Genomic DNA, 18176 nt, shown 5'->3' with positions numbered 1-18176 from the left:
GTAGGTAGTTTGGGTAAGGCCCTGCGTTGGTCACCCTCCCACAGGCGCTTTGCACAAACGTGCACTCCGTGGCCGGCCGGACGATACCTCAACCGCGAGGCAGGAGAGCTTGGCACCGGCGAAGTCGCCGGATCGGTGCCAATCCGCCGGAACCTTCCGGCGAGCCGGTACCGTTCCGGCGATTCGAGTCCCGGCGAAGCCACCTTGAGGTGTGAGAATCAAGCCGTAGTTTCCGCGGCGTGACCATCCGACGGCGCTGCTGGCGTTGCGGGTGGTGGGTCCTTTTCCTTGAACCGGCTCAGGTAGCCGGACCTGGACCCGTGGACGTGGGCTGCCATCTCCTGTTCAGCGGCCTCCGCGTTGCCGGCATCGATCGCTGCCATGATGCCCCGGTGCTCGGCCCAGGACCGGATGCCGCGGGAGTCCACATCGGAGGCGTAGAGCCACTCGATCTTGCCCGAAATCTGGCGGAGCAGCGCCGTGAGGGACGCGCTGCGGCTCAGTTCAGCGACCCCCAGATGAAAACGGATGTTCAGCTCGGGCAGCAGCTCAACCTGCCCGTTTGCCACCGCTTGATCGCCCTCGTCCAGGATCGCGGCCAGTGCGCGCCGCGTCTCCCACCATTGGGTATCCGGGCCGCCCGCGGAGAACTGGGCGGCCGCCCGCCGGGCCGCCCGCCGGGCGGTGGCAGCTTCCAGGGCCTCGCGCACCGCGAAGAGGTCGTCGGCGTCGTCCACCGGTATCTCTGACACCGTGGACCCGGCGAAGGGCTTCGACTCAACGAAGCCCTCCACCTCAAGGGCCCGCAGCGCTTCCCGCACCGGAACCCGGGAGATCCCGTATTTCGCGGCCAGGGAGGACTCGGTGATCCGTGTCCCGGCGGGGAGCTTCCCGAAAATGATGTCCCGCCGGATTTCATCCTGGACGCGGGCCCGTGGGGTGGGATCACCGCTAGCTAGCGAAGGCTGCACCGGGTATCGCTCCAAGTAGTTCCCTGGTGTAGTCGGCCGAGGGTGCCATGAAGACCTGCTCCACGCTGCCGGTTTCCACCACTTTTCCTGTTTTCATGACCACCACGTTGTGCGCGATCTGGCGGACAACGGCCAGGTCGTGCGTGATGAAGAGGTAAGTCAGGCCCAGCCTATCCTGCAGGTCCCCCAGCAAAGTGAGAATCTGCTCCTGGACCAGCACATCCAGGGCTGAGACGGCCTCGTCCAGGATCAGCAGTTCCGGTTCCAGCGCCAGGGCCCGGGCGATGGCCACCCGCTGGCGCTGCCCGCCCGAAAGTTCGTGGGGCCGGCGCTGGGCCACAATCCGCGGCAGCGCCACCTGGTCCAGGAGTTCGGCCACGCGTTCACGCCTGCTCTCACGCGTCCCTATCTTGAAAATCCGCAGGGGCTCATCGATCAGCCGCTCAATGCTGAAGGTCGGGTCCAGGGATCCGTACGGGTCCTGGAAGACGGGCTGCGCGATGCGGCGCAGGGCACGGCGCGTTTGGGGATTGCTGGTGGCGATGCTCTCACCCTTGATCAACGCCGAGCCGGAAGTGGGTGTCTCCAGGCCCAGGATGATCCGGGCAACCGTTGACTTCCCGGATCCGGATTCACCGACCACCGCCGTGGTGGTTCCCCTGTGCACGTCGAACGAGACGTCGTCCACGGCCTGGATCCTGCGCCCGCCCTGGCCACGCAGCTTGAATTCCTTGGCCAGGTTCCTGACCGACAGCACGGGAGCCGGCCGGTCCTCTTCAGCAACTATTGGACCGGAAACCGCGTCCGCGGAAAGGCTGGCCGACGGCGCCGCGGCCACCAGGCGCCGCGTGTAGTCCTCCTGCGGATTCAGCAGCACCTCCCATGGCGTGCCGGTCTCCACAATCCGCCCCTCGGCCATGACGATGATCCGGTCCGTGCGGTCCCCCGCGAGCCCCAGGTCATGGGTGACGAACAGCAGCGAGGTGCCCCGCGCATCCACCAGCGTCTGCAGGTGGTTCAGGATCTGCCGCTGGACAGTGACATCCAGGGCCGACGTCGGCTCATCCGCGATCAGCAGGTCCGGCTCCCCCGCAAGGGAGATGGCGATCAGGACGCGCTGCCGCATGCCGCCGGAGAACTCGTGCGGGTACTGGTTGTACCGGCGTTCGGCGTCCCGAATGCCGGCTTCCGTCATGAGCTCCACGGCGCGCTGCTTGATGGCATCCCGGCCACGCATGCCGTTGCTGGCCAGCGCGTCGGCAATCTGCGCGCCCACCTTCATGGAAGGATTGAGGTTGGACATGGGATCCTGCGGGACCAGGCCGATCTTCTTGCCCCTGATGCCACGCAGCTCTTTTTGGCTGGCATCCGCCAGGTCTGCCCCGTCGAGCAGGATGGATCCGTGGGTGATCCGGCCGGAGCCGGACAGCAGGCCCAGGATGGCGCCCACCACGGTGGACTTGCCCGATCCCGACTGGCCCACGATCGCCACCCGCTCGCCCTTCTTCAAGTCGAACGAGACTTTGTCCAGGACCGGGGTGCCGCCGTAGCTGACCTCAAGTTCGCGGACCGACAGCAGAATGTTTCCGTCGTTCCTAGCGTCCTGCTGCATAGCCCTGCGCTCCCCTCGGGTTGGCGGCGGCCTTGAGGACACCGGTTTCGGGGTCACTGACCACCGATGACAGGCGGCCGAGCGCCCAGTCCCCGGCCCGGGTCACCACGTGGCCTCGCTCTTCCAGTTCAGCGATCACGTCCTCGCCCAGGCGGTCTTCAACAACCGCGCCGCCCGGCGTCCAGGTGCGGGGCCAGAAGGATCCGGGAATGGAGGTGGTGTGGAGCGAGGGTGCGTCAACGGCCTGCTGGGGCTCGTAGCCGCCCACGATGGTGCGCAGCAGGTACAGCAGTTGCCATTGGTCCTGCTGGTCGCCGCCCGGGGAACCGAGGGCGGTCACCGCTTTGCCGTCCTTCAGCACCAGGGTGGGCGTCAAGGTGGTCCGGGGGCGCTTGCCGGGGGTGAGCGTGGACGGCGCGCCGTCCTCCAGCCAGGTCATCTGCAGTCTGGAACCCAGGCAGAAGCCGAGTTCGGGAATGGCCGGGGAGGACTGGAGCCAGCCGCCGGAGGGCGTTGCGGAAACCATGTTTCCCCATTGGTCCACGACGTCGATGTGGCAGGTATCCCCCCGGGTTTCCCCCGTGGGCATGACGGTGGGTTCGCCCACGCCGGCGAAGGCAAGCTGGCCGTTTTCCGCGAGCGACGGCGGGAGGTACTCCGTGCGCAGCGGCGGAACGAAGGGGTCGTGGCCGGGGACGTTGCCGGGCCGGAACTCGTGCGAGGCCTTTTCGCCGATCAGCTTCCGCCGCTCCGCTGCGTACTCGGGGCTGAGCAGGTAATCCATCGGCACCTCGGCGTCGCCGTAGTAGGCCTCGCGGTCCGCGATGGCCAGCTTCTGCGCCTCAAGGATGGTGTGCGCGCCGATGGCCGTGGACGGGTCCAGCCGCTCGTCGTCGAACCCGTCAAGGATGGCGAGGGTCTGCAGCAGCGCCGGCCCCTGCCCCCACGGCCCGGTCTTGGCGATGGTGTGGCCGCGGAACTCGATGGTGGTGGCGGGTTCATAACCGGCGGAGAATCCGGCGAAGTCAGATTCGGTCATGACGCCAGCATGATCGGCGCCGGACGAGTGGCGGTGGGGAGTCGCGAGGAATTTGACCGCTGCCTTGGCCACAGACCCCTCGCCCCATTCCCGGCGGGCGGCGTCGATGCGTGCTTCCCGCGACGCTGCCGCGTCCGTTTCTCCGGCGGCAACGAGCCGGTCCAGGACGCTCGCGTACGCCGGGTTCTTGATGATGTCTCCGGCGGCGGGAATCTTCCCGTCCGGCATCCACAGGGCGGCCGACGTCGGCCAGTGCTCGGTGAAGAGGTCGGCGACGGTTTCGATGGTGTTCCCCACGCGGCCCACAATCGGGTGCCCGTTGCGGGCATAGCCGATGGCGAAGGCCAGCACGTCCGCCAGATCCCAGGTGCCGTGGTCACGGAGGAGCAGCAGCCAGGCGTCGACGGCGGCCGGCACCGCGGCGGCGAGCGCGCCGGCGCCGGGCACCAGTTCCAGCCCTTCGGCCAGGTAGTGCTCGCGGGTCGCGGCGGCGGGGGCTGGGCCCTGTCCCATCAGTACGACCGGTTCGGACGGGTTCTCCGCCGTGACGAACACGCCGGTCATGTCCCCGCCGGGGCCGTTCAGGTGGGGTTCGACGACGTGCAGGACGAAGGCGCCGGCGACGGCGGCGTCGAAGGCGTTGCCGCCGCGTTCCAGCACCGCCTGGGCTGAGGCGGTGGCGAGCCAGTGGGTGGAGGCGGTCATGCCGAAGGTGCCCTGGAGGGTGGGGCGGGTGGTGAAGCTGTCTGCGGGGGTGTAAGTCATGGCTATTTCTTTCGGCTGGTGGCGGCGGGGTCCAGGGCGTCGCGCAGGGCGTCGCCGAACAGGTTGAAGGCCAGGCAGATCGCGGCGATGCCCAGGCCGGGGACGATGGCCGCTGTGGGTGAGCGGAAGAGGTACTGCTGGGCGTCGGAGAGCATGATGCCCAGGCTGGGTGCGGGCGGTTGGATGCCCAGGCCCAGGAAGGACAGCACCGCTTCGCCGATGACGGCCGCGGGCATGATCACCGTGGCCTGCACGATGAGGGAGGAGGCGGTGTTGGGCAGGATGTGCTGGAAGATGATCCGCCCGCCGGAGGCATCCATGGTCTTGGCGCCAATGACGAAGTCGCTTTCCTTGATCCGCAGGGTTTCGCCGCGGATGATCCGGATCATGGCGGGGATGTGTGCGATGCCGATGGCCACTGCGGCGTTGCCCAGGCTGGGGCCGGTGATGGCCACGAGGCCCACCGCGATGATCAGGAAGGGGAAGGCCAGGGTCACGTCGTTGAGCCGCGAAATGATGGCGTCCAGCCAACGCCAGTAGCCGGCGAGCAGCCCCAGCGGGGTTCCGATGACCACCGAGAGCAGGACCGCGAGCACCCCGACCTCGAGGGAGGAACGGATACCGAAGACCAGCCGGGAGAAGATGTCCCGGCCCAGGTCGTCGGTGCCCAGCAGGAAGCCCACCGTGCCGGGCTTCTGGAACGGGGTGGCGAAGTGGACCTGCGCCGGATCGTACGGCGCCAGGAGCGGTGCCAGCAGTGCGACCAGGACCACGAGGGCCAGCAGGATACCGCCGGCCAGGCCCAGGGGGTTTCGCCGGAGCGACTTCCAGATGCGTCCGCGGTCGGAGCCCAGGCTGGTTGCGCCCGGGGCTGCAGGGCGGATGTCGGTGACGGCCATCAGTTGCTTCCTACTCGGATTCGCGGGTTGATCACGGAGTACAGGATGTCCACCGCAAGGTTAATGAGGATGTACCCAACGGTGATGACCAGCACCACGGCCTGGATCACGGGGTAGTCGCGGGTGAAGACGGAGTCCAGGGTGAGCTTGCCGAAGCCGGGCAGGGCGAAGATGCGCTCCGTGACCACGGCGCCGGAGATCAGTCCGCCCAGCTGCAGGCCCACGATGGTGACCACCACGATCAGGGAGTTCCGGAGCCCGTAGCGGAACAGGATCCGGCCGCCGCCCAGGCCCTTGGCGCGGGCGGTTCGGACGTAGTCCGTGCTCATGGTTTCGATCATGGAGGCCCGCGTCTGGCGCAGGATGACGGCGGCGAGGCCGGTGCCCAGGATCACCGCCGGCAGCGTCAGGTAGTACAGGCCGCGCACGGGGTTCGTAGCGACGTCGACATAGCCTGACGCGGGGAACCAGCCAAGGTTGACGGCCAGGTAGAGGATGGCCAGCAGGCCAAGCCAGAAGCTGGGGACGGACAGGCCGATGAGGGCAAAGCCGTTGGAGAGCCATTCCGGCCAGCGGCCGCGGTACCGCTCGGCCACCACGCCGAGCAGGACGCCGACGACGACGGCCACCACGATTGCGTAGGCGGCAAGCCACAGCGTCACGGGCAGGGTGCCGGCGAGCAGGTCCGTGACGGGTGTTCCGGTGCGGGTGGACTTTCCCAGGTCTCCCTGCAGCAGCCGGCCAATGAAGGAGAAGTACTGGACGGGGAGGGGCTGGTCCAGGCCGAGCTGGGAGCGGATGGCGTCCAGCTGTTCAGGACTGGCCTCCTCCCCCGCCATGGCAATGGCCGGGTCACCGGGGAGTTGGCGGATGCCAATAAAGATGACCACGGAGGCGAGCACCAGGGTGATGGCTGAGTGCCAGAGACGGGTCGAGAGGTATCGGATCATGGTGGAGTCCTTATTTCTTCACGAAGGCCGCGTTGCTGAGGTGGACCACACCGTCCGCGAACGTTTCCACTCCGGCCACTTTGTTGGAGTAGGCCGTGAGGCTGTGGATCCGGTAGAGGTAGATGATCGGGTCGTCGGCCTGCACCTGCTGGACGGCTTTCCCGTAGAGGGCCGCGCGGGCTGCCTGGTCTGTGGTGGTGGAGGCGTCGGTGAGGAGCTTGTCCACGGCAGGGTTGCTGTAGCCGGAGTAGTTGTTGCCGCCGCCGGTGGCCAGGAAGTTGTACATGTTCCCGTGCGGGTCCACGCGTCCGGACCAGCCGAGCAGCAGGGCTTCGAAGCTGCCGTGGCTCTGGACGTCCAGGAGCGTGGAGTACTCAACGGGCGCGATGGTCAGCGCGAATCCGCCGTCCGCCGCGGACGCCTGGAGCGCCTGCGCATACCGCAGCGAGTCCGGCGAGTTGGTGACCTGGACCTTGATGGGGAAGGGCACCGGAACCCCGGCGTCCTTCAGCATCTGCTTGGCCTTCGCCGGATCGTAGGCCGGGCAGCCTTGGGCGGCGTCCGAAGAGAAGGGGCTGGAGGGTGCCACGGGGGAACAGGCAGGCTCGTACCAGTTGTTGAAGAGCGTGCTCACCAGGGCTTTGCGGTCGATCGACATGGACAGCGCCTGGCGGATGGTGGCGTTCTTGGCCAGTGGCGTGTTGAGGTCCCCCACCGGTTTGCCCACGCCGTTGGTGTTGCCCAGGTTGATGGTCAGGCCCTGGTAGCCCAGGGATCCCACCTGGAGCACGCCGACGCCGCGTTCCTTGGCGAGCGCGTCCACGTCCTGGGGTGCGATGGAGTCCGCCACCTGGACGTCGCCGGAGCGCAGGTTGGCGGTCCTGATATTGGAGTCCGTCATGATCCGGTACGTCACCGTGTCCAGGTGGACGTTTTTGGCGTCGTAGTAGAGCGGGTCCCGTTCCACCTGGATGGAGGTTTGCGGGATGCGCTGCTTGAACTTGAACGGTCCCACGCACACGGGGTGGTCTCCAAAGGAATCCCCTGCCGCAGCAACCGCCGTGGGCGAGAGGATCATGCCGGCCCGGTCCGCGAGCGCTGCGGTGAGGGGAGCGAACGGCTTCTTGTAGCTGATCTGGACGGTAGTGGGGTTCAGGGCCGTGATGCCGCTGATCGGGCCAAGTTCGCTCTTGCGGGCGGAACCTTTCATGGTCAGGTCCCTGTCCAGGGTGGCGCGGACGGCCTCGGCGTCGAACTTGGTGCCGTCGGCAAACACGGCGTCGTCCCGCACCTGGATGGTCACCGTCTGCCCGTTGTTGCTCACCTCGGGAAGCTTGGTGGCAAGCTGCGGAACGATCTTGCCCTCGGCGTTGATGTCGTACAGCTTCTGGCACATCGTCTGCATGACGTACCGGGTGTAGAGGGACGACGACGTTGTGGGGTCCAGGCGGTCGGGTTCAGCCGAGAGGGCCATCACCAGGTCGCCGCCTTCCACCACTTTCTGGTTGCCGATGGGGGCGGAGGTCACGTCGTTATGCACTACCGCCTCGGGCAGGGGCTGGATGGGTGCGCAGGCGGTCATCGCCAGTGCCAAGGCGGCCACGCCGCCGCCCAAGGCAGCGCTTCTCGCCCTGAATGGAGTGCCGTCCGGAAGGGCCCGGGGGCGGAACGGGAGTCTCATACAAGTCCTATGATCGAGCAGGGAATGTGAGATTGAATACAATCGCTGAACGAACATATCCTTGGTATACGTTTAGATTCAAGGGTGTATTGGAGAATTTACGGTGAGGAAACATTTTTTCGGCTCAGCTGAGCGGCTGCATCTGGTGCTGATGCTGGCCCTGACGTTTTCCACCGGCGTGGTGGACGCGATGGGATACCTTGGCCTGGACCGCGTGTTCACCGGGAACATGACCGGCAACGTGGTGCTGCTGGGCATGGCCATGGCGGGCGGAACAAGCCTCCCCGTGCTGCGGCCGGCGTTGGCGCTGGCCTTCTTCATGCTTGGCGCGGCCCTGGCAGGGCGGCTTCTTCGGCGCAATGGCGAAGGCTGGTCGCCGCAGACCTCCGCGGCCCTGCTCGCGGTGTCGCTGGGCCTGTGGGCACTGACGGTCTTCGTGCTCCTGGCCCCCGTGCAGGCGGACCCCACGCTTGGCAGCATCGTCACCAGCGCACTCGCCCTGCTCATGGGCACCCAGGCCGCGACGGCGAAACGCCTGAAGGTCGCGGAGATCACCACCGTGGTGGTCACCTCCACCATCACCGGCCTCGCGTCGGATTCGCGGCTGGCCGGCGGCAAGGGAACGTTCTGGCAGCGGCGCGCCCTGGCCATCGCCCTGATCATGCTGGGAGCCCTGGCCGGAGCGGCTGCGCTGCATGTGCACCTGGCGCTTGCACTGTCCATGGCTGCGGTGATCGCTACGGCAGTCACGGTGACAGGGCACGCCGCACATCGCCGCGCTGCCGCAGAGGCAAAGGCAGACTCAGAGAGTCCCTCGCTGGCCCGGGACTGAGGCGGCGCTGACCGGGGACTAAACCGGTCAGTGGGGCGGGACGGCGGGCACGTCTGTAACGGCCGCCGTCGGAGGGCTGCGCGATTCGCGCATTGAGCCTTGCGCTAATCGCGCAACAGTAGCTATGATCTACATCATGCTTCGGGCCTGCAGCCCGACCTCCCTCTCCCCCACACAACAATGAGGTTGCACATGTCTGTCCCCATCAAGGCCACCATGGAAAAGGTTCCTGGCGGCATGATGCTGATCCCCCTGCTCATCGGCGCCGTGCTCGGCACCTTCGCCCCGGATTCCGCGAAGTTCTTCGGGTCCTTCACCGGCGCCCTCTTCACCGGCGGCACCACCATCCTCGCGGTGTTCTACGTCTGCATGGGCGCCAGCATCGACATCAAGGCCACCCCGTATATTCTGAAAAAGGGCGGCGTCCTCTTCGGCAGCAAGGTCCTGTTCGCCATCATCATCGGCGTCATCGCAGGCCGGTTCATGGGTGAACTTCCCATCGACGGCGGCCTGCTGTCCGGCCTCTCCGTGCTGGCGATCCTGGCCGCCCTCAATGACACCAACGGCGGCATGTACATGGCCCTCATGGGCCAGTACGGCAAGCCCAAGGACGTGGCGGCCTACTCCGTGATGACGCTGGAATCCGGCCCCTTCCTGACCATGGTGACCCTCGGCGTCGCGGGTCTTTCGGCCTTCCCGTGGCAGGCCCTGGTGGGTGCCATCATTCCCCTGCTCCTCGGCGCCATCCTGGGCGCCCTGGACCCGGCCATGCGCAAGTTCCTGTCCTCCGCGGCACCTGTCCTGATCCCGTTCTTTGCCCTGGCACTGGGCTTCGGCCTGAACCTGGGCCAGGTCCTGAACGCCGGGCTGCTCGGCGTTGCCCTGGGCCTGTTCGTGCTCATTGCCGGCGGCGCCGTGCTCTTCTTCGCGGACAAGCTCACCGGCGGCTCGGGCATCGCCGGCCTCGCGGCAGCCACCACCGCAGGCAACGCAGCAACCGTTCCCATGCTGGTGGCCGCGGCCAACCCGGCATATGCCCCGGCAGCGGGCCCGGCAACCGTGCTGGTGGCCGCGTCCGTAGTGGTGACCGCCATCGGCTGCCCGCTCATGGTCGCTTGGTACGCTAAGCGCCTGAAAGCCAAGCAGCCCGTGGAAACCCCCGAGGTGGCCCCAGCAGTATGAGCACCCCCGCAGCCAAGCGCTGGGCAATCATCGCCGACGACCTGACGGGAGCGGCCGATGCCGCCGCAGCCCACGGACCCACCCACAGCAGCTCCGTCATCCTGGACCTGGACTCCACGTGGCCCGAAGCGGACATCCTGTCGGTCAACACCGAGAGCCGCTACCTTTCAGCGGAAGATGCAGCGGCTGCCGTCACCGCGGCTGTGGCACGCGCCCTGGAACAGGACCGGCAGGTTTTCAAGAAGATCGACTCGCTGCTTCGCGGCAACGTCGGTGCCGAGGTTGCCGCAGCGCTGGGCCGCGTCAGTGAAGGCCGCAGCAGGGGCCTGGCCCTTGTGGCCCCCGCCTTCCCGGCTACGGGAAGGACCACCGTACGCGGGTTGGTCCACGTCAACGGTGCGCACAACGCGCAGGGAAGCTTCGACGGCGACGTCGCGGCGGCGCTTGCCGCCGGCGGTCTTTCGACTGAACTCGTGGAGCGGGAAACGCACCCCACCCCGGAGGAACTGGCCGCGCACCTGCGCAACGTGCAGGAACGCGGGCGTGACGCCGTCGTACTTGACGCTGTTTCCGACGACGACCTGAAACGCGTGGCTGCCGCGGCAGCCCTGCTGGACTTCCCCGCACTCCTGGTGGGCTCCGGCGGACTGGCCGGGCACGTTGCCCCTCGTGGAGAAGGGCAGGATGTTCTTCAGGAGCACGCGAGGTGCGTGACACGGACGCTGACCGTGATTGGCAGCTATTCCGGCCTCGCCCGGCAGCAGACGGACGCGCTGGTCGCCGCAGGTGCCCGGCACATCACGCTGGACCACCAGACGCTCGAGGATCCGGCAGTCGCGCGCGAAGTTGCGGCGGCGATGCTGCGGACGGACGTGGTGTTGACGCCGGATCCCATGGGCGCCGTGGATAAATCGCAGGCGCTGGTGGTGGCGGAGGCGCTGGCACGGGCCACTGCGGCCGGCGTCGAGCACTGCGAGGCGCTGGTCCTGACGGGCGGGGAAACCGCCACGGCCGTCCTAAAGGCCCTCGGCGCCGGCAGCTTCACCGTCATCGGGGAGATTGAGCCCGGAGTGGTCGTGAGCCTGCTTCCGGAGCCCCTCCCCCTGCTGGTCACCAAGGCCGGTGCATTCGGGGACGCCGGCACGCTGGCCAGGACCAAACAGTTTTTCACTAGCACTACGACTGAAATGAGTAGCAAATAATGGGACGCCCGATTGTAGCCATCACCATGGGCGACGCGGCCGGCATTGGCCCGGAGATCATCGTCAAGGCCCTGGCGGACAGCGAACTCCGGTCCAAGGCGCGGATGCTGGTCATCGGCGATCTGCGCCGGATGCAGCTCGCCGCGGACATCGTGTCCAGCCCGCTGACCCTGCGCAAGGTCACCGAACCGTCGGAGGCATTGTTCCAGGAAGGCACCATCGATGTGCTGGACATCGACTGCATTCCGGAGGACCTGGCCTGGGGCGAGCTGTCCGCCGCCGCCGGACACGGTTCGTACCTCTTCATCGAGAAAGCCGTGCAGCTGGCAATGGATCGCCAGGTGGATGCCATCTGCACTGGACCGCTCAACAAGGCGGCCCTGCACGCGGCCGGACACAAGTTCCCGGGCCACACGGAACTCCTCGCCGAACTGACCGGCACCGAGGAAGTGTCCATGATGCTGACCGCGCCCAAGATGCGCGTCATCCACGTGACCACGCACATCGGCCTCATCGACGCCATCGCCAAGATCAACGGCGACCTGGTCTACCGGACCATCAAGCGCGGGTATGAGCTGCTGCGCACCTCCGGGATCGAGAACCCGCGGATTGCCGTGTGCGCCATTAACCCGCACGCGGGCGAGAACGGTCTGTTCGGCTACGGCGAAGAGGCGGAGAAGATCCAGCCGGGCATCGAGAAGGCCCAGGCGGACGGCATCAACGCGTTCGGCCCGCTCCCGGCGGACACCCTGTTCTTCCTGGCCGGCCGCGGCGACTTCGACCTGGTGGTGGCCCAGTACCACGACCAGGGCCACGGACCCGTCAAGGTCCTGGGCCTGGAGAACGGCGTCAACATCACCGTGGGCCTCCCCGTGGTGCGGACGTCAGTTGACCATGGCACGGCCTTCGACATCGCCGGCAAGAACATTGCCGACCACGAGTCGCTGCTCGAGGCGCTGCGGCAGGCAGTGGACCTGGCACCAGCGCGCGACGAGGCCTGAACGCTTCAGTAGTGAAACGGCCGGTCAGCGTAGAATTGCTGGCCGGCCGTTGCCGTCCCTGATTCGTTAGAGCCGGAACTAGCATGGGTAGCACTGCCACTGCCATACCCACGGGAAGGAGACCGGGAATGCTCAGCGCAAACGCGCGGCGCGAGGAGATCTACCACCTTGCCGTGACCACCGGCCTTGCCTCCGTGGAGGAGCTCTCCGCCAAGTTCGAGGTGACCGCGTCCACCATCCGCCGCGACCTGGCGCTGCTGAATTCGCAGGGCCGGCTGGCCCGTACGTACGGCGGGGCGATGGCGCTGGGCGCGCATCCGGAGGCGTCGCTGCGGCAGCGCACGGGTGAGGCGTTCGAGCAAAAGCATGCCATAGCCCGGTGGGCGGCGTCGGTGATCCAGCCCGGGGAAAACATCCTGCTCGACGCCGGCTCCACGGCGGGTGCACTGGCACACGAACTGCGCGGGTTTGATCGGCTGTCCGTGACGACGCCTGGCCTGAATACTTTGCAGGAGCTGGCCGATTCCGAGGGCATAGAGGTGGACTGCCTGGGCGGCCGGCTCCGGGGCGTCTCGCAGAGTTTCGTGGGGCCGTTGGCCGAGGCGGCGCTGGAGCGGATGAGCTTCGACCGGGTGTTCCTGGGCGCGGACGCCGTCACCGCCGAGGACGGCATCTGCGAAGCCGACCACGCCCAGACCCGCCTCAAGGAGCTGATGGCCCGGCGGGGGCGTTTGGTTTATGTTTTGGCCGACTCCTCCAAACTCGGGCTGCGGCCGTTCCACGCCTGGGCGCGGCTGGCACTCCCGTGGACCCTGGTGACGGACGACGGCGCCGACCCCGCCCAGGTGCAGAAGTTCCGCGACGCGGGGGTACAGGTTGAGGTGGCCTCCGTTTCCGGGTAAGTCCCGGTGGGTAGGCTATTTCTACAACGAACGAAACCCCTGAACGATATGGAGACGCGCATGCACGCCGTGCTGGAATACACCTACGCAGACGACTACCTCGAAAGCCGCGAACAGTACCGCGCAGACCACCTCCGGGCGGGGTGGGAGGCAGTCGAACGCGGCGAGCTCCTGCTGGGCGGCGCCGTTGGCGAAGTCCCCTTCAAAGGCTTGTTGATCTTCACCGGCGAAAACGCAGTGGAAGCCGCCAAAGCTTTTGCAGCCGCCGACCCCTACGTCCTCAACGGCGTGGTCACGGAGTGGACCGCCAACCCGTGGACAACGGTGCTCGGAAACGAAGCGGCCACACCAGTCCGCCCCTAAGCCGCGTAGACCCTGCCTTACTGCACGGATGGCGCACATGCGCCTACGTCGAAGTTCCCAACGCGCCGGACTCCTCAAGCACCTGCTGTAGCCCGGTGACGGGAATGTCGGGAAACTCGGCGCGCGCCAGGCCAAACTCAAAAGCAGCCGTCCCCGATTCCTCCCAGATACCGGCCCCTGCCACCCTGGCCAGGAACGGTGAAAACGGCTTGGCCGCCACCGACAGCACCCGCAGGGCGGCCGCCGGAACGCGCTGAACCTTTCCATGGCCTGCCCGGGCAAGCACAGCCTCCGCAAGCTGGTTGCCGGTCAGCGTGTGCGAGCCCCACTCGATGACGCGGTCCCGAAGCGCCGGGTCGCGGAGGGCACGGACCACGACGGCGGCGGCGTCCCGGACCGAGGTATAGGTCACGGGGGCGGATCCCGAGCCGAACACCGGCACCTTGCCCTTCGATTCAAGCGGGGCCGTCATGGTCTCAAGCCGCTGTTCCAGGAGGGCCCCGATCCGGACAATCGTCCAGTGCACGCCGGACGAGCGCACCGCATCCTCGGCCGCAGCCTTGCAGCGCAGGAAGTCGATAGGCCCGTCGGCGGCAGCACCATGCATGGACATCATCACCACATGTTTCACTTCGGCCGCGGCCGCCGCGCGGACCAGCCGGATGGCGCCGTCGCGGTCCACCGTCCGCGGGTTCGAGTCCTTGACCCCGAATCCTGAAGCCGCGAACACCAGCCCATCGCAGCCAGCCACCGCTTGCTGGCAGTCCGCGTCTGAGCCGAGGTCCCCGCGGAGGAGCTCGACGCCGTCGCTCATCTTTCGGGGGAAGGGCTGGGACTTGCCCCGGGCCATGATGCGGACCTGCTGCCCGGCGGCAAGGAGCAGGGAAACCACGGCGCGGCCGAGGCGGCCGGTGCCGCCGACCACCAGGATCATGACCGGTCACCTCCAACTGCCCCATGGACTGCCTCGCTGATGGCCACGTTCACGTCGCCGGAATCCTGGTCCACGGGTTCAAGGTAAAACTGGGCTGCGGCGATTTTGTCGCCGCGGACGGTGAGGATGGAGACCCCGGCAGCACGCTGTACGGACCCGTCCGGCCGGGTGCCGCGGTTGCTCCATTCCATCCAGACTTTGCCATCCGGCCCTGTGGCCACGTCGTGGACGGTGAGGGTGAGATCCGGCAGACCGGCAAAGAGCGCCGTCCAGTTCTTCCGGACCTGCGCGGAGCCGGTAAAGCTGCGGGCGGGGTGGACGGGGGTGGTGTTCCTGTAGTCCTCCGCGAATTCAGGAACCATGGCCTCAAGGTCATGGCGGTTGGCCGCGGCCAGCATACGCCGCACTGGGCCTTCGGGGACGCGCTCGATTCCTGAAGCGTCCATGATCTGCTCCTTAGTTTCCGTCGCGGGAGGCGGAGAGGCTGGATCGCTGAATTTGATACAGTTAGCTGTATCTAACTGATACAAGGAGCATAAGCCCGATGGGACCCGCAGTCAACGGTGCGCCGCCCCGCCCCCGCAGCTACGATGCCCGCCGCCGGCAGGAGGCGGCCGAGGAGTCCAGGAAGCGGGTGCTGGCCCAATCGCGCGAGCTGTTCCTGGCCCACGGGTACGGCCGGACCACTATCGCGGCCATCGCCCACGCCGCCGGCGTCTCCAAGGAATCCGTGTACAAGGGGTTCGGCGGAAAGCCGGGGCTTGTCCGGGCCATCTACGCACAGAGTCTGCTGGGAGCAGGCGGTCCCCCGGCCGAGGAACGGTCGGACCGCGCCCAGGCCACGGTCACCGATCCCCGCGAACTCATGGAGCAGTTCGGCCGGTTCATCGCCGAGGTCAGCCCGTTGGGCTCCCCCCTCTACCTGCTTATCAGAGACGCCGCGGCGAGCGGGGACCAGGATATGGCCGCACTCCTGCGCGACGTGGACGACGAGCGGTACCAGCGCATGCTGCACAACGCGCACCAGGTGCTCGGAAGGGGGTTCCTGCGCCCGGGCCTGACCGCGGAGGAGGTGGCCGACGTCTTCTTCATGAGCACCTCGGCTGAGCTCTACGAGACCCTGGTCCTCAAGCGCGGCTGGACCGCGGAGCGCTTCGGGGTGTTCATGGCCAGGACCCTGGGGGCCAACCTCCTGCCGGACGGGAACGCTGCGTCTGCCAAAGACCGAAACCCCTAAACGACATGGGCAGACACGCGTGCACGCAGCGTGGGCGAACGGCCGCCACTGCCCTGAGGCAGTCCGTCGATCGGGCTTGCGATCAGGCTGGCTTAACCTTCGCAAGCGTGAATATCCCGTAGCGCATCGTGCCGGTGCGGTAGGCCAGGATCATGCGGGGAATGCTCCAAAAGGAGTCACGGTTCCGGGCGCCAAGGGCGAGTCGACGGATCTTCGGATCGACGAGCAAGGCCTTCATCAGCCGGGCGGCACAGATTACCCAGGTGCGGGCAACGCGGCGGCTGACATCCTCGTAGTCCCTGACCGCAAAGCCCGCCGCCAATGCCATCGCCTCGTACTCCTCGCGCGTGCCCATCGAGGGCAGGCGCCCTTCCCGGCAGATCGGCGCAAGCAGGTGCCGGACCTTCCAGCCCCTGGCATCGGTCCCAGCGAGCCAGGCACAAACGACCAACCGGCCGCCGGGCGCCAGCACTCGGTGCGCTTCTGCGAAGAAGCCGGGCTTATCGACCATGTGCTCGCTTGACTCAATCGCCCATGCCGCACCGGCCGAGGCATCGGGCAGCCCGTTGAAGAGCCAGTCACGCACCTGGATGTCCACACCCGGCGCGGGATGGGCGGCGGCATAGGTGCCCTGCTCAGCGGACAGCGTGAAGCCGGTAACGCGGACCTTGCGGGTCATGGCGAGCCGCCGTGCGGTGGCACCGTAGCCGCAGCCGATATCCACGCTCTCCTGGCCCGGCTCCAGGTTCAGCCGGTCGGCGACGGCGTCGACCAGCGCCTCGACGGCCTCTTCGGCTGTCTCGCGGCCCGTCGCCCACAACCCGTGATGAACATGGTCCCCCCACACCTGGCGGTAAATGGGATCGAGCTCGTCGTAGTGGTCCGCGACCGCCGCGGCATCCTGGGACGTATCTGGGACGATCACGGCACGACACTACAACGGCGCTCCACAGCGAAGGAAGGGGAAGGACGACGGCGGCACTTACGTCCCGCCGTCGTCCTCCCCCACGTTGGCGGGTATCAGACCAGGGGCGTAATCGGAGATACGGAGAAGGGTACGGCCAGCAGGGACTGCACCCCGTCCACGAAGTCCTTAACATGGACTTCCTCGTTGTGGGCTTCCAGGTCCCCGCGGCGGGCCCATCCCTCAATGAGGAAGTACGTACCTGGCCTTTGATCGTCTGCGAAGACCGTATATTCCAGGCAGCCGGTGTCCTTTCGGCTCAGCGACTGCAGTCCGAGGAGTGCTTCCTGCAGCGTGGCTTCGTGCCCTGCTTTTGCGGTGAACACCGGCATTAACCAGACTTGCGTTTCGTCGTGGCTGACTGTTGTGTGTGGCATTTTTCGTCCTCGGGTGGTCCTGGGCTTGCGGGAGGGGCGGATTCGTCGCCGCCCCTCCCCTTACGTCATGCGTTGATCTGCGGAACGTCGACCCAGGATTCTTTTGCCGCCGACTCGACAATTGCATCGTCGATGAGGGCTACCTGATATCCGTCGGCAAAGTTCGGGCTTACGCTGCCGCCTTCCGCGATGGCCTTGAAGAAGTCGTAGGCCTCGATGATCTTGGTTTCGCCGTATCCAATGCCGAGCGCAGGGATGGGCCAGAGTGCATCTCCGTGGGGGTGTGCGGGCCCGGTGTAGACGGTGCGGAATCCGCGGCGGTCGGCCTGGTCGGACGCGAAGCAGACCTGCAGTTCGTCGCGCCGCTCATAGTTGAAGACGATGCTGCCCTCGGTTCCGTGGATTTCGAAGGTGATGTAGTTGTTCCTGCCGTGGGCGTTGCGGGTTGCTTCCACGGAACCCACGGCACCGTTGGCAAACCGGATCATGGTCATGACTTCGTCGTCCACGTCAACCTGGCCACGGGGGCCTTCTCCGCCCCGTACGGTGCCGAGCGCGTCAGCACCTCCGGCTTGGAGCGGCCGCTCGGGGATCCAGGTGGACAGGAGGGCGTTGACGGCGCTGAACTCGCCGACAAGGTAGCGGGCCATGTCAATGACGTGCGTTGCAATGTCGCCAAGGGCGCCGGAGCCTGCGATGGATTTCTGGAAACGCCAGGAGAGCGGGGAGTTGGGGTCGGCGCTCCAGTCCTGCAGGTAGGTGCCCCGGAAGTTGAGGATTTGTCCGATGGCCCCTTCCTCGATGTATTTCTTTGCCAGTGCAACGGCCGGAGTCCGCCGGTAGTTGAAGGCGACCATATGGACGAGGTTCTTGTCTTTCACTGCGTCGTACATGGCCTTGGATTCTTCGCCGGTACGCGCCAAGGGCTTTTCGCAGATGATGTGCTTGCCTGCTTCGGCAGCGGCGATGGCAATCTCGGCGTGGAGGTGGTTTGGCGTAGCAATGTCGACGACGTGGATGTCCGGATCATCGATGATGCTGCGCCAGTCTGAGGTGGAGTTCTCGAAGCCGAAGCGGCGGGCAGCTTCCGAAGCAAGGTCTTCGGTGGCTTCGGCAATGACTTTTCGGACCGGCATGGCTGGTGCGGGCCAGAAAAACATGGGCATGGCGGCGTAAGCCAGCGAGTGGGCCTTGCCCATGAAGCCGCCTCCGATGAGGCCGACGTTGAGGTTCTGCATGTGAATCGTGTTCCTTCCGGAAGGCAG

18 protein-coding genes are annotated in these 18176 nt (G+C 66.8%); 7 read left to right on the top strand and 11 right to left on the bottom strand.

Annotated elements, in window-relative coordinates:
- Window positions 1-218 precede the first annotated feature (218 nt).
- Genes LFT46_RS05635 through LFT46_RS05610 form a run of 6 tightly spaced genes read right to left on the bottom strand, consistent with a single transcriptional unit; the run spans window position 219 to window position 7917 of the window.
- On the bottom strand, window positions 219-971 hold the full coding sequence (locus LFT46_RS05635; protein WP_236821538.1) for a GntR family transcriptional regulator: 753 nt from the start codon (window positions 969-971) through the stop codon (window positions 219-221).
- Entirely contained in the window at window positions 952-2583 is a 1632-nt protein-coding gene (locus LFT46_RS05630) for a dipeptide ABC transporter ATP-binding protein (RefSeq protein WP_236821537.1), read from the bottom strand. Before LFT46_RS05630 ends, LFT46_RS05635 begins: the two co-directional genes overlap by 20 nt.
- Window positions 2567-4387, bottom strand: a complete 1821-nt coding sequence (locus tag LFT46_RS05625) for a gamma-glutamyltransferase family protein (protein WP_236821536.1) — start codon at window positions 4385-4387, stop codon at window positions 2567-2569. Before LFT46_RS05625 ends, LFT46_RS05630 begins: the two co-directional genes overlap by 17 nt.
- 2 nt (window positions 4388-4389) lie before the next feature.
- Complete coding sequence (locus LFT46_RS05620) at window positions 4390-5286, bottom strand: ABC transporter permease (RefSeq protein ID WP_236801411.1); 897 nt, start codon at window positions 5284-5286, stop codon at window positions 4390-4392.
- Window positions 5286-6236 carry an ABC transporter permease gene (locus LFT46_RS05615; protein WP_236821535.1) on the bottom strand — a complete coding sequence of 317 codons (951 nt, stop codon included), beginning with the start codon at window positions 6234-6236 and terminating at the stop codon, window positions 5286-5288. Before LFT46_RS05615 ends, LFT46_RS05620 begins: the two co-directional genes overlap by 1 nt.
- A 10-nt stretch (window positions 6237-6246) precedes the next feature.
- Window positions 6247-7917 carry an ABC transporter substrate-binding protein gene (locus LFT46_RS05610; RefSeq protein WP_236821534.1) on the bottom strand — a complete coding sequence of 557 codons (1671 nt, stop codon included), beginning with the start codon at window positions 7915-7917 and terminating at the stop codon, window positions 6247-6249.
- A 103-nt stretch (window positions 7918-8020) separates the two neighbouring features.
- Here LFT46_RS05610 and LFT46_RS05605 point away from each other — a divergent pair, with 103 nt between their 5' ends.
- From LFT46_RS05605 to LFT46_RS05580, 6 genes are all read left to right on the top strand, one after another.
- A complete protein-coding gene (locus tag LFT46_RS05605; RefSeq protein ID WP_236801407.1) occupies window positions 8021-8749 on the top strand; it encodes a YoaK family protein in 729 nt (242 codons plus the stop codon).
- Window positions 8750-8941: 192 nt separating this feature from the next.
- Window positions 8942-9931 (top strand): 2-keto-3-deoxygluconate permease, encoded by a 990-nt coding sequence (locus LFT46_RS05600; protein WP_236821533.1) that lies wholly within the window; start codon window positions 8942-8944, stop codon window positions 9929-9931.
- Window positions 9928-11133, top strand: a complete 1206-nt coding sequence (locus LFT46_RS05595) for a four-carbon acid sugar kinase family protein (RefSeq protein ID WP_236821532.1) — start codon at window positions 9928-9930, stop codon at window positions 11131-11133. Before LFT46_RS05600 ends, LFT46_RS05595 begins: the two co-directional genes overlap by 4 nt.
- On the top strand, window positions 11133-12134 hold the full coding sequence (pdxA, locus tag LFT46_RS05590) for a 4-hydroxythreonine-4-phosphate dehydrogenase PdxA (protein WP_236801404.1): 1002 nt from the start codon (window positions 11133-11135) through the stop codon (window positions 12132-12134). The genes LFT46_RS05595 and pdxA overlap by 1 nt, the downstream gene beginning before the upstream one ends.
- A gap of 128 nt (window positions 12135-12262) precedes the next feature.
- Window positions 12263-13036: a DeoR/GlpR family DNA-binding transcription regulator gene (locus LFT46_RS05585; RefSeq protein WP_236821531.1), complete on the top strand. Its 774-nt coding sequence runs from the start codon at window positions 12263-12265 to the stop codon at window positions 13034-13036.
- 60 nt (window positions 13037-13096) lie between these two features.
- Window positions 13097-13399, top strand: coding sequence for a YciI-like protein (locus LFT46_RS05580; RefSeq protein WP_236821530.1), 303 nt, complete (start codon window positions 13097-13099; stop codon window positions 13397-13399).
- A 43-nt stretch (window positions 13400-13442) separates the two neighbouring features.
- Here LFT46_RS05580 and LFT46_RS05575 read toward each other — a convergent pair whose 3' ends face one another.
- Window positions 13443-14333, bottom strand: coding sequence for an SDR family oxidoreductase (locus tag LFT46_RS05575; RefSeq protein ID WP_236821529.1), 891 nt, complete (start codon window positions 14331-14333; stop codon window positions 13443-13445).
- Window positions 14330-14779, bottom strand: a complete 450-nt coding sequence (locus tag LFT46_RS05570; protein WP_236821528.1) for a nuclear transport factor 2 family protein — start codon at window positions 14777-14779, stop codon at window positions 14330-14332. The genes LFT46_RS05575 and LFT46_RS05570 overlap by 4 nt, the downstream gene beginning before the upstream one ends.
- Before the next feature lie 98 nt (window positions 14780-14877).
- Between LFT46_RS05570 and LFT46_RS05565 the strand changes: the two genes are divergently transcribed.
- On the top strand, window positions 14878-15570 hold the full coding sequence (locus LFT46_RS05565; RefSeq protein ID WP_236821527.1) for a TetR/AcrR family transcriptional regulator: 693 nt from the start codon (window positions 14878-14880) through the stop codon (window positions 15568-15570).
- Window positions 15571-15652: 82 nt separating this feature from the next.
- On the opposite strand, the gene LFT46_RS05560 is transcribed toward LFT46_RS05565, so the two are convergent.
- The 3 genes from LFT46_RS05560 to LFT46_RS05550 form a co-directional block, all read right to left on the bottom strand.
- The gene (locus LFT46_RS05560) at window positions 15653-16495 is read right to left on the bottom strand and encodes a class I SAM-dependent methyltransferase (protein ID WP_236821526.1); all 843 of its coding nucleotides are present in this window, start codon (window positions 16493-16495) and stop codon (window positions 15653-15655) included.
- 95 nt (window positions 16496-16590) lie between these two features.
- Window positions 16591-16911 carry a putative quinol monooxygenase gene (locus LFT46_RS05555; RefSeq protein ID WP_236821525.1) on the bottom strand — a complete coding sequence of 107 codons (321 nt, stop codon included), beginning with the start codon at window positions 16909-16911 and terminating at the stop codon, window positions 16591-16593.
- A 65-nt stretch (window positions 16912-16976) separates the two neighbouring features.
- The gene (locus tag LFT46_RS05550) at window positions 16977-18149 is read right to left on the bottom strand and encodes a Gfo/Idh/MocA family protein (protein WP_236801395.1); all 1173 of its coding nucleotides are present in this window, start codon (window positions 18147-18149) and stop codon (window positions 16977-16979) included.
- Window positions 18150-18176 lie beyond the last annotated feature (27 nt).

Origin of the sequence: Arthrobacter sp. FW306-07-I (assembly GCF_021800405.1) — a bacterium.
Taxonomy (GTDB): domain Bacteria; phylum Actinomycetota; class Actinomycetes; order Actinomycetales; family Micrococcaceae; genus Arthrobacter.
The sequence above is the reverse complement of the archived record's forward strand: the minus strand, read 5'-3'. Positions and strand labels throughout refer to the sequence as shown.